The 15,352-nt window shown below is 58.4% G+C and carries 12 protein-coding genes; 7 read left to right on the top strand and 5 right to left on the bottom strand.

Features of this window, described 5'->3' with window-relative positions:
* Positions 1-52: 52 nt before the first annotated feature.
* The 6 genes from pcaD to AC2FLO_RS15530 all read left to right on the top strand — a co-directional run bounded on the left by pcaD (position 53) and on the right by AC2FLO_RS15530 (position 5,688).
* Entirely contained in the window at positions 53-841 is a 789-nt protein-coding gene (pcaD, locus tag AC2FLO_RS15555) for a 3-oxoadipate enol-lactonase (RefSeq protein WP_496753104.1), read from the top strand.
* A 12-nt stretch (positions 842-853) separates the two neighbouring features.
* A complete protein-coding gene (locus tag AC2FLO_RS15550; RefSeq protein ID WP_496753105.1) occupies positions 854-1,570 on the top strand; it encodes an alpha/beta fold hydrolase in 717 nt (238 codons plus the stop codon).
* 86 nt (positions 1,571-1,656) lie between these two features.
* Positions 1,657-2,856: a TCR/Tet family MFS transporter gene (locus AC2FLO_RS15545; RefSeq protein WP_496753106.1), complete on the top strand. Its 1,200-nt coding sequence runs from the start codon at positions 1,657-1,659 to the stop codon at positions 2,854-2,856.
* 82 nt (positions 2,857-2,938) lie between these two features.
* A complete protein-coding gene (locus tag AC2FLO_RS15540) occupies positions 2,939-4,033 on the top strand; it encodes a Zn-dependent alcohol dehydrogenase (protein ID WP_496753107.1) in 1,095 nt (364 codons plus the stop codon).
* Between the two features lie 23 nt (positions 4,034-4,056).
* Positions 4,057-5,289, top strand: a complete 1,233-nt coding sequence (locus AC2FLO_RS15535) for a mandelate racemase/muconate lactonizing enzyme family protein (RefSeq protein WP_496753108.1) — start codon at positions 4,057-4,059, stop codon at positions 5,287-5,289.
* Between the two features lie 111 nt (positions 5,290-5,400).
* Entirely contained in the window at positions 5,401-5,688 is a 288-nt protein-coding gene (locus AC2FLO_RS15530) for an ArsR/SmtB family transcription factor (RefSeq protein ID WP_496753109.1), read from the top strand.
* A 6-nt stretch (positions 5,689-5,694) separates the two neighbouring features.
* Here AC2FLO_RS15530 and AC2FLO_RS15525 read toward each other — a convergent pair whose 3' ends face one another.
* Complete coding sequence (locus AC2FLO_RS15525; RefSeq protein ID WP_480586362.1) at positions 5,695-8,691, bottom strand: cyclic nucleotide-binding domain-containing protein; 2,997 nt, start codon at positions 8,689-8,691, stop codon at positions 5,695-5,697.
* Between the two features lie 244 nt (positions 8,692-8,935).
* Here AC2FLO_RS15525 and AC2FLO_RS15520 point away from each other — a divergent pair, with 244 nt between their 5' ends.
* Positions 8,936-9,298 (top strand): DUF3307 domain-containing protein, encoded by a 363-nt coding sequence (locus AC2FLO_RS15520; RefSeq protein ID WP_480488349.1) that lies wholly within the window; start codon positions 8,936-8,938, stop codon positions 9,296-9,298.
* 121 nt (positions 9,299-9,419) lie between these two features.
* Here the strand turns inward: AC2FLO_RS15520 and AC2FLO_RS15515 are convergent, their stop codons facing one another.
* The 4 genes from AC2FLO_RS15515 to AC2FLO_RS15500 are packed head-to-tail and all read right to left on the bottom strand — an operon-like array spanning position 9,420 to position 15,339.
* The gene (locus AC2FLO_RS15515; protein ID WP_496753110.1) at positions 9,420-10,724 is read right to left on the bottom strand and encodes an NAD(P)/FAD-dependent oxidoreductase; all 1,305 of its coding nucleotides are present in this window, start codon (positions 10,722-10,724) and stop codon (positions 9,420-9,422) included.
* On the bottom strand, positions 10,721-11,395 hold the full coding sequence (locus AC2FLO_RS15510; protein WP_480585935.1) for a TetR/AcrR family transcriptional regulator: 675 nt from the start codon (positions 11,393-11,395) through the stop codon (positions 10,721-10,723). Before AC2FLO_RS15510 ends, AC2FLO_RS15515 begins: the two co-directional genes overlap by 4 nt.
* A complete protein-coding gene (locus AC2FLO_RS15505; protein ID WP_480585933.1) occupies positions 11,396-12,934 on the bottom strand; it encodes a trimethylamine methyltransferase family protein in 1,539 nt (512 codons plus the stop codon).
* A gap of 2 nt (positions 12,935-12,936) precedes the next feature.
* A complete protein-coding gene (locus tag AC2FLO_RS15500; RefSeq protein WP_496753111.1) occupies positions 12,937-15,339 on the bottom strand; it encodes a GcvT family protein in 2,403 nt (800 codons plus the stop codon).
* Between the last annotated feature and the right edge of the window lie 13 nt (positions 15,340-15,352).

Genomic DNA, 15,352 nt, shown 5'->3' with positions numbered 1-15,352 from the left:
CCAAACCTGTGCAAATTGCACCTGGAACGCCGGGGCTGCAAGGACCTGAGTCATGATGATCGCTGATCTGGGCGACGTGAAACTGAATTACCGTGTTGATGGTGCGGCGGATGGCGCGCCACTGGTTTTTGCCAACTCATTAGGAACAAACCTGCACCTGTGGGACGCCGTGTTACCGCACTTGCCCAAGGGGTTGCGCATCATCCGGTATGACAAACGCGGACATGGGCAATCCTCGGTTCCACCGGCGCCTTATTCTATGGGCGCCCTGATCCGCGATGCCGAGGCGCTGCTGGATCACCTGAAGGTTCGTGACTGCGTTTTTGTCGGCCTGTCCATTGGCGGGATGATTGCACAGGGACTGGCCGTCAAACGTATGGATCAGATACGTGCGCTGGTTCTGTCGAACACCGCTGCCAAAATCGCCACACCCGCAGTCTGGCAGGATCGGATCGACGCCGTACGTCGCGGTGGGATCGAAGCACTAGCGGACGCCACAATGGAACGCTGGTTTTCTCGTGATTTCCGCGCGGCACAAGACCACCTGCCATGGCGCGACATGATGATCAGCCAACCGCTTGACGGGTATCTGGGCTGTTGCGCCGCCATCGCCGGGACCGACTTCTATACACCCACAAGCGGCCTGCGCCTGCCTACACTTGGCATCGCCGGAAGCGCGGACGGCTCGACCCCGCCCGATCTGGTGCGCGAAACTGTTGACCTGATCCCCGGATCGCGGTTCGAACTGACTTGCAGAGCTGGCCATTTGCCGTGTGTCGAGAAACCCGCAGAATACGCAGCAATCCTAACCCGGTTTCTGACCGATATCGGGCATATCTGAAGGAGAACAGCAATGGCGTCTTTCCTGTTGGTCCACGGCTCTTGCCACGGAGCCTGGTGCTGGCGCGATCTGATCCCTGCGCTTGAGGCTTTGGGACACTCTGCCCGGGCCATCGACATGCCCAGCCATGGTGCGGATCCAACGCCGGTGTCCGAGGTTACACTGGACAGTTGCCGCGATGCCGTTCTGAACGCCTGCACGCCCGATACGATTGTCGTGGGTCACTCGTGGGGCGGCTATCCGATCAGCGCCGCCGCCGAGGCTCGGCCGGAGGCCATGCGCGCCCTGATCTTTCTGTGCGCCTACGTGCCTCACGATGGGCTTTCGTTGGCAGATATGCGCAGGCGCGGGCCACGGCAAACCATAGCTCACGCAGTGGAAAAATCCGCAGACGGTCTGTCTTACACCGTGTCGGTGGATGCCATTCCCAGGCTGTTCTATCACGATTGTCCGGACGATATTCTGCCTTACGCCTATGCGCGCCTGTGCCCACAGGCCATTCTCCCCCAGGAAACACCACTGCCGGTCGGCACGAATTTCAACGATGTACCCAAGGCCTATGTCCGCACCACGGATGACCAAACAATCCCCACGGAGTATCAGGCGGACATGTGCGCGTTCATCCCGAAGGAACTGCGACGAACCATCGACAGTTCGCATTCTCCGTTTTTCTCGCATCCACAGGAACTGGCCGGATTGCTAAGCGAATTGGCAAGCAAATTCGGGTGATACCGCAGATTGTACGTAAAACTCTGTCTTCCCACATTCGGTGACTGTGCCTAGGGTGCCACGAACAGATCACCTGCCCGAGTCCCATGCGCCTGCCATCACTCTTCATCCTCAGCATCGTCATGATCGACGCAATGGGCATTGGTCTGGTGATGCCAATCATGCCGCAACTGATTGTAGACGTGCAGGGCAGCTCACTTGCCAATGCGGCGATCTGGGGCGGAGTGCTGAGTACCGCTTTTGCGGCGATGCAGTTCGTCTTTGGTCCAATCCTTGGAAACCTGTCCGACGCCTATGGTCGTAGAACCGTGCTACTGGTGTCGCTGTTCGTCATGGCGCTTGATTATATGGTTATGGCCGTGGCCGGCAGTATCTGGCTGTTGCTGGCCGGTCGTATTGTCGGCGGTATAACCGCAGCCACACATTCCACCGCTGCCGCGTTCATGGCGGATATCTCCGATCCCAAGGACAAGGCCGCGAACTTTGGCCTATTGGGCGCGGCCTTTGGCGTGGGTTTTGTCCTCGGCCCGGTGATCGGCGGGTTGCTCAGCGAATATGGAACCCGTGCCCCGTTCTGGGCTGCGGCAGGACTGGTGGCACTGATCTTTGCCGTCGGCTGTTTCGTGATGCCTGAAACCGTAACCGACAAGACCCGGCGCGCCTTCAACTTGCGCCGCGCCAACCCGGTGAATTCGCTGCGCGCCATTGCTGCACTGCCCGGTATCCGGCCTATGCTGTGGGTCTACTTTCTGTATTCGGTCTCAATCTACGTCTACCCCGCTATCTGGTCCTTTTTCACCACCGAGCGGTTCGGCTGGTCCCCTCAGATGATCGGCCTGTCACTGGGCGTCTATGGGATCGGCATGGCCGTTGTGCAAGGCGGTCTGATCCGCCCCGCAATCCGATTGTGCGGCGAGCGGGGCGCCATCATCTACGGGATGGGTTTTGAAATCCTCAGCTTCGCAATTCTGGCCTTTCTGACCAACGGGTTCATTGCGCTTTTGTTCATCCCAATCACCGCAATCGGGGCAATCACCACACCGGCACTTCAGGCAATGATGTCCAAAGCGACACCGGATTCGCAACAGGGAGAGTTGCAGGGCGTGCTGACCGCGCTCCACGCGCTTTCGATGGTCATTTCGCCCTTGGTCATGACCAGCGTATTTGCGCAATTCATTCGCCCTGACACACCGCTGTACTTGCCGGGTGCTCCGTTCCTGCTGGCGCTGGCGCTGATGCTGGCCGGGTTTGTGCTGTTTCGCCGGTCCCCGCCTGTTGTGGCTTAACAACGACACACACATGACGGTTTCCGCCTTGCGATCAACGCTTTCCCACGCCACCGTGGGGCCAACGGGAATGAGGGAAAACATGCAAACAATCAAAGCTGCAGTCTGCCGAGCATTCAGCGAACCCCTGGTTATCGAAGAGGTTCAGCTGGCCCCCCCCGGCACGGGCGAAGTCGAAGTGACGCTGGATGCAGTGGCCATCTGCCATTCAGACATATCCTATGCCGAAGGTGCCTGGGGCGGCTTTCTGCCCGCCGTCTATGGCCACGAAGCCGCAGGTGTGATCTCGTCAGTTGGAGAGGCCGCCGGAGACTTCAGGATTGGCGAGCCCGTGGTTGTAACCCTGATTCGCGCGTGCGGGTCCTGCTCCACCTGTGCCGGAGGGCACCCGACAAATTGCGAAACTCCGTACGACACCGTCAAAGGCCCGCTGAAAACGGCTGAGGGCGAACCGCTGGAGCAGGCCATGGCCTGCGGCGCTTTTGCCGAAAAGGTCGTGGTGAGCCATCGGCAGATCGTCAGGATACCCGAAAGCCTGCCCAAAGACCTGGCCAGCCTTCTGTCTTGCGGGGTGATCACCGGGGTCGGTGCTGCGGTCAACGCCGCCAATTTGCGTCCGGGTCAGGATGTCGTGGTCATCGGCGCGGGTGGTGTTGGCCTGAACGCCATTCAGGGCGCACGAATCGCCGGTGCACGACGGATCGTGGCCGTCGACATGACAGAAGAAAAACTGGAAATCGCAAAGGAATTCGGCGCGACCCATGGCGTATTGGCCAGCCTGAAAGAGCCCTGGAAAGCAGCGTATAAAGCCCTTGGCGGGCGCGGGGCCGATGCGGTTCTGATTACGGTCGGCGCAATCGCCGCCTATGATCAGGCCCCGCGCTATCTTGGCCGCGGCGGCAAGGCCATCATGATCGGAATGCCGCATTCGGGCGGCATGGCCAGCTATGAACCGGTTGTTCTGGCAGCCCTGGGTCAGGGTGTTGTCGGCTCGAAAATGGGTGATGTGGTTATTCAGCGGGACATCCCCTGGATGATCGACCTCTACGAGCAAGGTCGGTTGAAACTGGACGAGTTGATCTCGGGCCGCTGGTCGCTGGATCAGATCAACGAGGCCATTGCCGATACCAAAACCGGATCTGCAAAGCGCAACGTGATCCTGTTCGACAGAACCTGATCCCCCGGCTCGGAGAAACTGAGATGAAACTGCAGGATCTCGACATCATCGTCACCGCCCCACCCGCTCCGGGTTGGGGGGGGCGATACTGGATATTGGTTAAGCTGACGACTGACACCGGCATCACCGGTTGGGGCGAATGCTATGCCTCGTCCGTCGGACCCGAGGCGATGCGCCACGTCATTCGGGATGTGTTCGAACGGCACATGCTGGGCGAGAACCCCGAAAACATCGAGCTTATGTTCCGTCGCGCCTATTCCAGCGGCTTCACGCAGCGCCCCGACCTGACGGTGATGGGCGCATTCTCGGGGTTGGAGATCGCCTGTTGGGATATTCTGGGCAAGGCTCGCGACCGCCCGGTTTACGCTCTGTTGGGCGGCAAGGTGAACGAACGAATTCGCTCCTATACTTACCTCTACCCTTTGCCGCATCACAATCTGACTGACTTCTGGACCTCTCCCGAACAAGCGGGTGAAACAGCTGCCGAAATGGTGCGGCACGGCTATACCGCGGTGAAATTCGACCCGGCGGGCCCTTATACAATCCGTGGCGGCCACATGCCCGCGATGAGTGACATTTCCATGTCCGTCGCCTTTTGCAAGACAATTCGCGAAGCGGTAGGGGACAAGGCTGACCTGCTGTTTGGCACACACGGTCAGTTCAACACGGCCGGGGCCATCCGGCTGGGGCAGGCGCTGGAACCGTACCAGCCCCTATGGTTCGAAGAACCCACGCCACCCGATATGATCGAAGACATGGCCCGTGTCGCCCGCAACGTCCGTATCCCCATCGCCACCGGAGAGCGCATGACAACCAAGGCCGAGTTCGGAGCCGTTCTGCGCGCCGGGGCTGCGGAAATCCTGCAACCGGCGCTGGGGCGTGCCGGCGGAATCTGGGAGATGAAGAAAGTCGCCGCCATAGCAGAGATATTCAACGCTCAGATGGCACCGCATCTTTATGCGGGTCCGGTGGAATGGGCCGCCAATATCCACCTGGCCGCGTCGATCCCGAACCTGCTGCTATTGGAAACCATTGAAACACCGTTCCACAATCAGCTTATCAAAGGGTCCATTCAGGTCGAGGACGGCTTTGTGATCGCTCCGACAGGTCCGGGACTTGGGATCGATGTCGACGAAGACCTGGCCCGCGCGCACCCGTATGAAGGTCGTGGCTTGCATCTGCAAATGCAGGAAGAGCCCTGCGATTACGTTAACGGCAATGCTTTTCAGGGCGGTGCCCCTGCAACCGAGGGGTGACAACGCAGACGTGTTTGAGGCATATTAACCCAAGACTAACGGAACAACGGTCAAAACGTGACACTCCTAGAAACCGAACCTCAGGCACACACCTCGGACACACCATCTGAAATGAAAGAAAATGCAGCCCGCGCGGCTGCATTTCTCAAGACACTGGCGCATGAAGGGCGCCTGATGATCCTGTGCCACCTCGGAAACGGTGAGAAATCGGTAGGCCAGCTTGAGGATTTGCTGCAATTGCGGCAAGCCGCCGTCAGCCAAATGCTAGCCCGTCTGCGGGAGGAAGGATTTGTCACCACCCGAAGAGATGGCAAAACGATCTATTATTCGCTGCGCGATGGGAATGCAGAGCAGATGATCGGTCTGCTGTACGATCTGTTTTGTGAGCCTGTCAACTGATCACTCCTAATTGGACACGTAACCGGCGATCACCTGCATCAGCTTGAACGCGGTTGCCGCATCGTTTTCCACAACGGCCAGGAACTCTTCCTCACCGATCCGAAGACAGGATAGGTTTGTTTCGGCCACCATGCTCAGCGCGCGTGGTTCTTTGCGGATCAGACCAAGCTCACCCACCAATGCGCCCGGCCCCACGGTGGTGATCAACTGGTCGGGGCCATCTTCCTGCGGCAGGTACAGGCCGGCCTCGCCCTCCAGCACCACATAAGCGCCATCGGTCGGCTGATCATCTTTCAGGAAAACCACCTGACCGGGCTTGGCATCGAACCATTGCGCGCCAAAAGCCAGAAGGCGCAATTGCCTCCGGTCCAGCCCCGAAAACAAGGGGGTCTGCTCCAGCGCGCGAAGTTTCCGCGCCAGATCTGCTGAAGATGCGCTGTCTTTTCCCACGTCCACCGGTCCTCCGTCCGAGACGACACGACCTTGCCGGATTTCCACGAACATGTCGAATACGTCCGGGTTTTCGAACTGGTCATTGAGGTAGAACACCGTGGCATCCGGCAACAACTCGCGCAGCTTCTTGTAGACCGACACCTGCGTTTTCATGTCGTAACTGGCCAATGCCTGCTCCAGGATCAGGATATCCGGCTTCTTGATTGTCGCGCGGGTAAACGCCAGCGGTTCGGCAAAAACCGCCGGAAGGCTCTGCCCACCCAAAGCAACCGGAATGTCATAAATCAGCTCGACCACCAAAGGACGCGCGCCGTTCTCCTCCAACACGTCCACAATGACCTTGCGGGCCTCATCCGATCGCGCGCCACCTATCTGGCTGACCTTGCCGAACAGCGCGTTTTCCATGACCGTCAATCCAGGCGCGAAATCTTCCGGGTCCAGCGGAACAAAAGCGTCCTTGAGACTTTCCAACAGCTTGTCCGAATGACTCTGCCTCAGTTCCAGAATGCGATCCTTCAGCTCATCCGTGAACGCCGGGCCAATCTGTTCAGCCGAGACGACGAAAGGCACGGCCAACATACTGGCCAGCTGTTCGTCATCCAGCCCTGACGTTCCCTCTCTGCGGGTCTGTTCAACCAGCTCCACGGCTGCCTCATAGGTCTTTGCATCAAGACCCAGCTTGCGGAACAACGGATGGTCGGTTCCGTCGAACCCGAAGATCTGGCGCAGCATCTCGATCACGTCACGCGTCAGGGCGATCAACGTCTCATCCAGCCCCAACTCTCGCAACTGCATGAGGAAAACCTTCTGCCGGGCAAGCAAAGCCTGCGTCACCGGCACGCGAGGCGTCGCAAAAAGTAGGTTTTCTGCAACAGGCAGCGCCGGGTTGTAAGCATTCCGGTCGAAAATCAGCGCCTGCTGCTCAAGACCCGCGTCATGGACCGCCTGCCGCACAAGCGGGCGCAGCTCGACCAGTTTCTTTGCCAGTTCGCAGTGTTCGGTCGCAACAAAGCTCTGTTCAGCGCCACGCCGGAACAGGGCAGCCCCGGACCCCATTCCATCAATCAGTTGCAACCACCAATCGCGCAACGCCGTCGCGTCTTCAAACCCGGCCAGCGCCGGGTCAAGCCATTCCACCCTGAACGGATCCATGCTGTTTCCAGCCCGCAAGGTCTCGGCAAAATCTGGGTCATCTGTGGATTCAGCCAAGGGTTTGAACCGCATCGGCATCATCACGTTGTCACCCAACGTTCCCTGAAACATGACCGGGCGGGACGTTGCATACCCGATACGTGCGGCCACTACGCCCTGATGCAGGTCTGCCAGGTTCAGATCCCCAACCTGAACCGTGCCGGCAGCGGGCAAAATCTCGCGGGTCAGCAGCTCACCCATGGCGCGCCGGTCCTCTTCGCTGGGTGCGGCAATGCCAATCGTCTTGCCAGCGGGAAAAGTAAGATTCAGATCATCCAGCACCTGATTGCCGTCCATGTCACGAACCGAGACGTGCTTTAGCGCTATATCACCGCTCAGGTGGGGGCGCTCTGCTGGTTCGCCCTCGAACAGCGCTTCGTCCTTCAATCCGGCTGGATCGAAGCGGTCAACGACGATATCCCAGCGCAACGACATGTCCTGGGTTTGGTTGTAATAGGTCAGCAGCTCTTTCCAGGGTGAGCTCAGATCCTTATACGCCGCCAGCGCCGCAACCAATGCCCCCAGCGAAACCGAACCCTGCAACACCAGAAGGCCACCGATCAGGTAGAACATGAATGGTGTCAGCTGCGAGATGAAGTTGTTTATGAACTTCATAAAGAACTTCTTCTGGTAAATCTCAAAGCGGATCGCGAAAAGCCGCCCCAACTGATCGGAGATCATAGCCCGGCGATAGCGCCAGCCGCCATTGCTGCGGAGGGTTGACGCACCTGCCGCGTTTTCGCCGATCTGGGCAGCCAACGTCCGAACTTCCTGAATACGCTTCTTGTTCAACAGGTTGATCTGACGCTGCAATTTAGGGATTAACCAGGCCTGCACCGGGATCAGGGCGACTGCGGCCAGCCCGAACCAAAAGCTTTGCAAGAACAGGAAAGAAAGGATGGTGATCATCTGACCGGCTTGCAGAACCGGCTGGCTGATCGCATCGCCCATCAGCCCGCCCATTGGTTCGCTTTCAGCCGTGATCATCGAGACCATTTCGCCCTGGCTGACCCGTTCGAAATAGGGTTGCGGAAAAAGAAGCGCGCGGCTGACCAGCTGATACCGAAACCGTCGCAGCATGCGTTCGCTCAGCACACCCTTCATGGTGTTGATGCGCATTTTCATCAGCCCGTGCGCCAACACGGCAGCAAGGAAAGCAAAGCACAAGATGATCAGGAAATTCGTCTGTGAAAGCGTATAGCCCCAGACATCCACTTCGGCCGTTGTCGAACCGATTGCGTCGTTGATGATACGCTTGGGCAGTTCCAGCGTAAGATAGAGCAACGGAAACAACGTCGCCGTCACAGCCAGCAGGATCAGCTGATCGCGTTTGGAGTATTTCCAAATAAAGCGGAAAATCGTGCGTTCTATGGAACCTGCCCCTACTGCTGGCCGATAACACGGCCCGGATGCCGCGCGCCCAAATTCAACGGTTTGAATTTACTGCCATACTGACGCGTTATGCAAATTTTTTCCCACCTGAGAATTTTCTTTATCTTATGTGAACTAGTTCATTTACGCATGGCCGTGTTATTGCCTAAAGTCAGTTTAGAACGATATCGGGAGGGTTCTTTTGACTGCCAGTATTGGCGCAGTGTTACTTATGCTTTGCCTTTTTCAGGTCAAGCACATGTTCGCTGACTACTACCTCCAGACACCGAAAATGCTCTCTGGCCGAGGCGAGTATTTTCACTTGGGACGCGCGCAGCACGCAGCAGTACATGTTGCGGGCTCTGTCATCGTGTTTGCCGCGTTTGGCGCTCCGGTATTGTTCATCCTGATTGTCGGACTGCTTGAATGGGTCATTCATTTCAATATCGATTTCTTGAAAGCTAGCTATTCAGACAAGAAACAGCTTGAGCCGACGCAGGCCGCGTTCTGGCGTGCAGCTGGGTTAGACCAGTGCCTGCACAACCTGACTTATGTGGCGATGGTCTGGGCCTGGGTGACTTTCGCGGCAACGTAGCTCGTACCAGGATATGCCGTCCGATGCGCAGCCCAGAAGCTATGCGCCTATCCCTCGGCCGGTCATAGCGAGGCAAGCTGTTAACCTGCCCCACTCGACTTTGATCGATGCCAAAACCCGACTAGCCCAGAACCGAAAAACTGCTTTCCTCATTGATCGGGCGCTTGCGTGAGTAAAAGCCCACGTCGATGGTCCGTTTGATATAAGGCAGTTCGAATTGCAGCGGTTCCGCGTCGTGATCCGCTCCGCCTTCGCAATATGCGATCAGGGCTGCCATCATCTTACCCGCAATCGGTGCATTCTTATATTGGTTCCCGCTGGAACCGCATGCCATGTAAAACCCCGGCAGGCTGGATTTGTCATAGATCGGAATCCAGTCGGTTGAGGCATCGTAAAGGTCAACCACACCACGCGTTTTCGATGGGATGCCAAGGGAAGGCACGCGCTGCGCGTATCGCATGGCCTGTGTGGTCCATTGGTCCGTGAACTCGCGGTTGTAGGTGACGTCATCCTCGCACCATTGATGCGGATCACACTCCGGATCCTCTGATCCCACAAGGATGTGGTTGCCGTGTTCCGGGCGGCAGTAGCAGGCAATGTCGCTGTCCGAGACGATGGTTCCGTCGTTTTCAAAGTCGAACCCTTCCGGGGCAGGGACATGCACGACCTCTTGCCGCAGGGGGCGGGTTTTGATGGTCATGTCATCCAGAACTCCGGCCATCTTGTTGATGATGGACGAACCAGGTCCTGCCACATTGACCACAACCTTCGCATGGATTTCCTCGCCCGAGGCCAACTTGACGCCGGAAACGCGCCCGCCCTCGGTCAGGATTTCCGTGACTTCAGCACTGGTACGCACCTCGGCCCCGTGCTGTTTGGCAGCATCCATCAGGTTTTGCGCCGACAAGGCCGGGTCGGTGACGTACCCCGCCTGCGACCAGTACACTCCACCCGTCATCTTTCGCCCGTTAGGCTGGCCGAATTCCGGGTCATCCATGCGGCGCGCCGGAGCAAAGCTGTCCAGCGAATAAACCGGCAGGCGTTCAACCACTTTATCCCCCGACCATTCTTCGAACGGACAATCCAGTTCTGATGAATTGCGCATGTGCTTTTCCAGCATCCCGTTCGCCTCGGTCTTCATAACCAGGCAGCCGGTTTCCCTGAACTGAGCCAGATTGGCCCCCTCCGGCAGTCCAAGATAGTCAGCCCAGTCGCGCCAGTAATGATAGCCTTCCCAGGCAAACGCCGTTCCATCGAAGGTGGAATAATGCATCCGGATGATCGCGCAGGACCCGGCGGTTGAACCGTGTCCAACCTGTGCGTTGCGATCCAGAGACAGGGTTTTCCAACCCGCCTTGGACATTTCGAACGCGATGGCCGCGCCGATCACGCCGGTACCAATGATGATTGCGTCTGGTTGACTCATTTCGGGTCTCCTTTCCAGTAGCGCCGGGAATATGCGCTGAATTCTTCAACTTCTTCGGGTTTCGGTTCGACGCCCGTAAAGGCGTATAGGTAATGCGGCACCATCGAGATCCGCGTCTCGAAGGGTTCGTTCAATTGTGCAAGGTCATATCCGATCTGCATGTAATACAGCACGCGCGCACGCGTTTCGGACTCGATCTCGGAATAGCCGTATCTGGCGAACATCGCGTGCAAAGCCTCAAGCCGCCGTGTGTCTGACTGGTCCAGCGCACGGCGTACTTTGCCCGATTTACGCGCCCAGTCGCGCACGGCAAAATCCAACGCGGTGTCAAACAAATCCGTATTGACCACACAACGATGCACGTTGCAGACCGCGCCCGTTATCGTGTCGGCTGGTGCTTCGGCCTGTTTTACAAGCGCAACCGTATTGGTCGCCTGCCACCGCGCCAGCAGTGCATCCAAAAGTTCCTGTCTGGACTTGAAGTACCAGTAGAAGGATGAACGTGACACGGCCATCCGCTCGGCTAGGTTAAGAACCTTGATCTGGTCCACCCCGTCCGAAATCAGCACGTCCATCGCCACGTTCAGCCAGTCGTCGCGGGTGACCTTGATATTGCCGATCAGGGGCTCGGCCTCGGGATCATCGCGGTGAAGGATAGGTTTGTTGTTCATTCAACTCTCCGGTGGCGCCCCACCCTCTGCGGTGCGGCGTGCGATAAAGTCCTGCAAGGCACCAAAACGATCATTGTCTATGGCGGGGGCCTTGAAATCGTTCAGAATACCCTGCCAAACCCCCGTTGCACGGTGGTTGGCATCCGTCGATCCTCGCTCGGTCCATGTGCCGAAATTGGCGTAGTCATGGACATGCGGTTGATAGAACTCGGTGGTGTAGCGCTCCATCGTCTGGGGGCAGGCAAAGAAATGACCGCCGGGCGCGACCTCACGCAAGGCGGTGTCAAAGCCGATCTCGGCGAACCCCGCCTGCGCGCCTGCGCAAAGCTCGGCCACCATGTTCAGCACCTCGGCATCACAGACCAACTTTTCGAAGGATACGGTCAATCCCCCTTCCAGCCAGCCCGCTGAATGAATGATCACAGTCGCGCCGGCCATCAGGCAACCCCAAAGGCCAAACTGGTTTTCATTCGCCGCCTGCACGTCGTTGCTGTTTGACGCCGACCCTGCCGCCGACCTCCAGGGCAAGCCAAGGTGACGCGCCAGTTGGCCTGCGGCAAGTGACGCCTGAAAATGCGAAGGCGTCCCGAATGCAGGCGCGCCGGATTTCATGTCCACATTGCTGGTGAACGTGCCATAACAGACCGGAGCGCCCGGTCTGGCCAGCTGCGTCAAGGTCAGCGCGGCAAGCGCCTCGGCATGGGACAGGGTGATTGCCCCGGCCACGGTGATCGGCGCCATCGCCCCCATCAGAGTGAACGGAGTGATGATCGACATCTGACCGTGGCGCGCAAAGTCGATCAGCCCTTGCGCCATGGGAATATCCAACGTGCGCGGGCTGTTTGTGTTGATGATCGTGTAACAATGCGCATTGCCCCGGAACTCATCATCCGACAGACCGCGCGCCGTGGACAGCATCTCAAAGCAATCCATGACCTGCGGCGTGCCGCGCGAGAAGAGGAACGGAAACTTGTCGGTCAGTTCCATCTGCGCCTGTGTCGTGAAGTAGTGGCGCAAATGCGTCGGTACATCCTGAGGTTCAACCTGAGGCGAGATCATCTGGAACACATCGAAATGATGGGTGAGCTTTAGAAACTCCAGATAATCCTGACTGGTCGCCGGGCGACGGCCACGCTCAAGATCGGTTGCGTTCGGCGCGCCTGCCCCCGGTTGAAAAACCAGCGAACCCAGTTCCAGAGTGAAATCCCGATGCCGCGAACCGGCGCGACAAGCGATAGATTTGGGGGCCGAGGCAACGGCAGCCTCAACCATCTCGCGCCCGACAAAGACCATTTCACTGCCTTCATCCACACGCGCGCCACCCTGCTTGAACAGCTTGCGCGCCTCGGGAAGCAGGGTCTTTACACCCAACTCCTCGAGCGTACGCAACGCTGTCTCGTGCATGTCCGCGATCCGGTCAGCCGGGAACACCTCCATCAAAGGGAAAGGGTTCCTGAGCTGGCGATAGTTCACATCGCGGCTGGGCTGCGGGGCAGCCGCGCCCCCTCGCCTTCGGCGTCGTCGGTCCGGAGCCGTCATGATCAGCCCCGCATCACTTTGCCCTGAGGGTCGTAGGGCGACGGTGCAATTACCCGCGCCGGACATTCCACCCCTACGACATGGACAGACAGTTCCGTACCCGGGTCCACCTTGTCACGGTCAATCAAGGCCATTGCCAACGACTTGCCGGTATAGTGCCCGTAACCGCCTGAGGTCACAAAACCCACGCGTTCACCATTGGCCCAGACCGGCTCATACCCGCTGGCATCGGCGTCCAACGCATCGATTTCCAGTGTCACCTGCACCTGCGCCGGGCCATTGCCATCCCGTTCGGCCAGAGCGGCCTTCTTGCCGATGAAATCCTTGTCCCAGTCGATCCAGCGATCCATGCCGGTCATGCCGGGTGTGTAAGCCTGCGTGAACTCTGCCGACCAGATGCCAAAGCTTTTCTCAAGCCGGGTTGATAGCATCGCATTGAAACCGCACTCGCGGATACCCTCTTCTGCACCGGCTTCCAGCAAAATGCGGCGCAGCTTGATGTGATCGCCATAGCGGCAGTTGATTTCATACCCTTTTTCGCCGGTCACCGACATACGAGCCACGCGGGCACGGACGAGACCGATGTCGAAATCACCGCAGCCCATGAATTTCAGACCCGAGATATCCTGTTCGGCCAATTTTTCGACCACCGCCTGCGATTTTGGTCCGACCACGGCGAACCCGCAATACTCCTCTCCCAGGTCGCGGACAGTGACCCCATCCATCATATGATCGTTGAACCATCGCATATGCCAGGCGCGCAGGTAATAGCTGCCCATGATCCACCAGCGGCCATCGCCCCAGTTCAACACGGTCAGATCGCCTTTGAGCCGCCCGTCCTCGCCCAGCATCGGCGCCAGTTTGGCACGTCCCGGGGCGGGCAGTTTCGACGCCATAACGTTATCCAGCCAAGCCTCGGCATTTGGGCCCGAAACCTCAAAGCGGGAAAAACCCGTGATATCCATCAGACCCACGCCCTCACGGATGGTCCTGCATTCAGCGGCCACAATGTCGTGCGCGTTCGAACGTTTGAGTGTTGGCGTTTCCTCGAACCCTTTGGGCGCGAAATACAGCGGCACCTCCAGATCCCAGCTGACACCCCATTTGCATCCGGCCTCGGTCATCGCGTCATGCGCCGGAGCCATCTTCAACGGGCGACCCGCAGGCAATTGCTCGTTCGGGTAGGTCATCACGAAGCGGCGCGAATAGAACTGGCCAGTGGTTTCACGAATATACCGCTTGTTCTGTGCGAAATCACCATAGCGCGCCACATCCATCGGCCAGGCGTCCGCTTCGGGCTCACCATGGATCATCCATTCGGCCAGTGTTTTGCCAACGCCACCACCTTGCAGGAACCCGGCCATCACCGCGCAGGCGGTCCAATAGCCGCGCTTGCCCGGAACCGGACCGACCAGCGGGTTACCGTCCGGCGAGAACGTGAACGCACCATTGACCCATGTCTTGATGCCCACTTTCTGGATTGACGGATACCGCTCAAAGCCCAATGTCAGTTCGTTCTCGATCCGGTCAAGCTGTTCCTGAAACAGTTCCTCGCCATAGTTCCACGGCGCGCCATCCATCGCCCAGTGTTCGTGATCGACCTCGTAGATCCCCACCAGAACGCCCTTCTGGTCCTGCCGCATATAGGTGAATCCTTCGAGGTCCACAGTCATCGGCATCTCGAAATCCGCCTGCGCCACTTCGGGCACAGTGTCTGTGATCAGATAGTGGTGCTTCAACGGTGAGACTGGCAACTCTACCCCGGCCATACGCCCAACCTGCTTGGCCCAGAGCCCGGCCGCGTTGACCACATGTTCACAGGTGATCGTGCCCTTATCGGTCGCAACCTGCCAACCATCATCTGTCTGGATCAGCTCTTCGACCTTGGTTTCCTCGTAATATTCGGCACCACGTTTTCTGGCCGCAGTCGCATAAGCCTGAACAGTGCCTGTCGTATCGATATACCCTTCGCGATCCGCCCACATCGCGCCCAAAACACCGTCGGTTGACATGATTGGGCAGCGTCTCTGTGCCTCTTGCGGGGTCAGCAGCTCGCAATCATCAATGCCGATTGACTGGAAGATGCGGTAATTGGCCTGCAACCACTCCCAGCGTTCAGGCGTACCGGCCAGCGTCAGACCACCGGTCATGTGCAAACCGATATTCTGGCCCGATTCTTTTTCGATCTCACTCAGTAGGTCAATTGTGTAGGCCTGCAACGAGGCCATGTTCGGATCCGCGTTCAGGGCATGGATGCCGCCCGCTGCGTGCCATGACGATCCCGATGCCAGCCGCCGCCGCTCCAGCATGACCACATCGGACCAGCCGAATTTGGCCAGATGATACAGAACCGAGGCACCAACGACGCCCCCACCAATGACCACTACGCGATATTGGGATTTCATCCCGACCTCCCTG

The organism is Ruegeria sp. TASC047, assembly GCF_059612445.1.
Note: the sequence above shows the minus strand (reverse complement) of the source record. Positions and strands in the feature narration are given on the sequence as shown.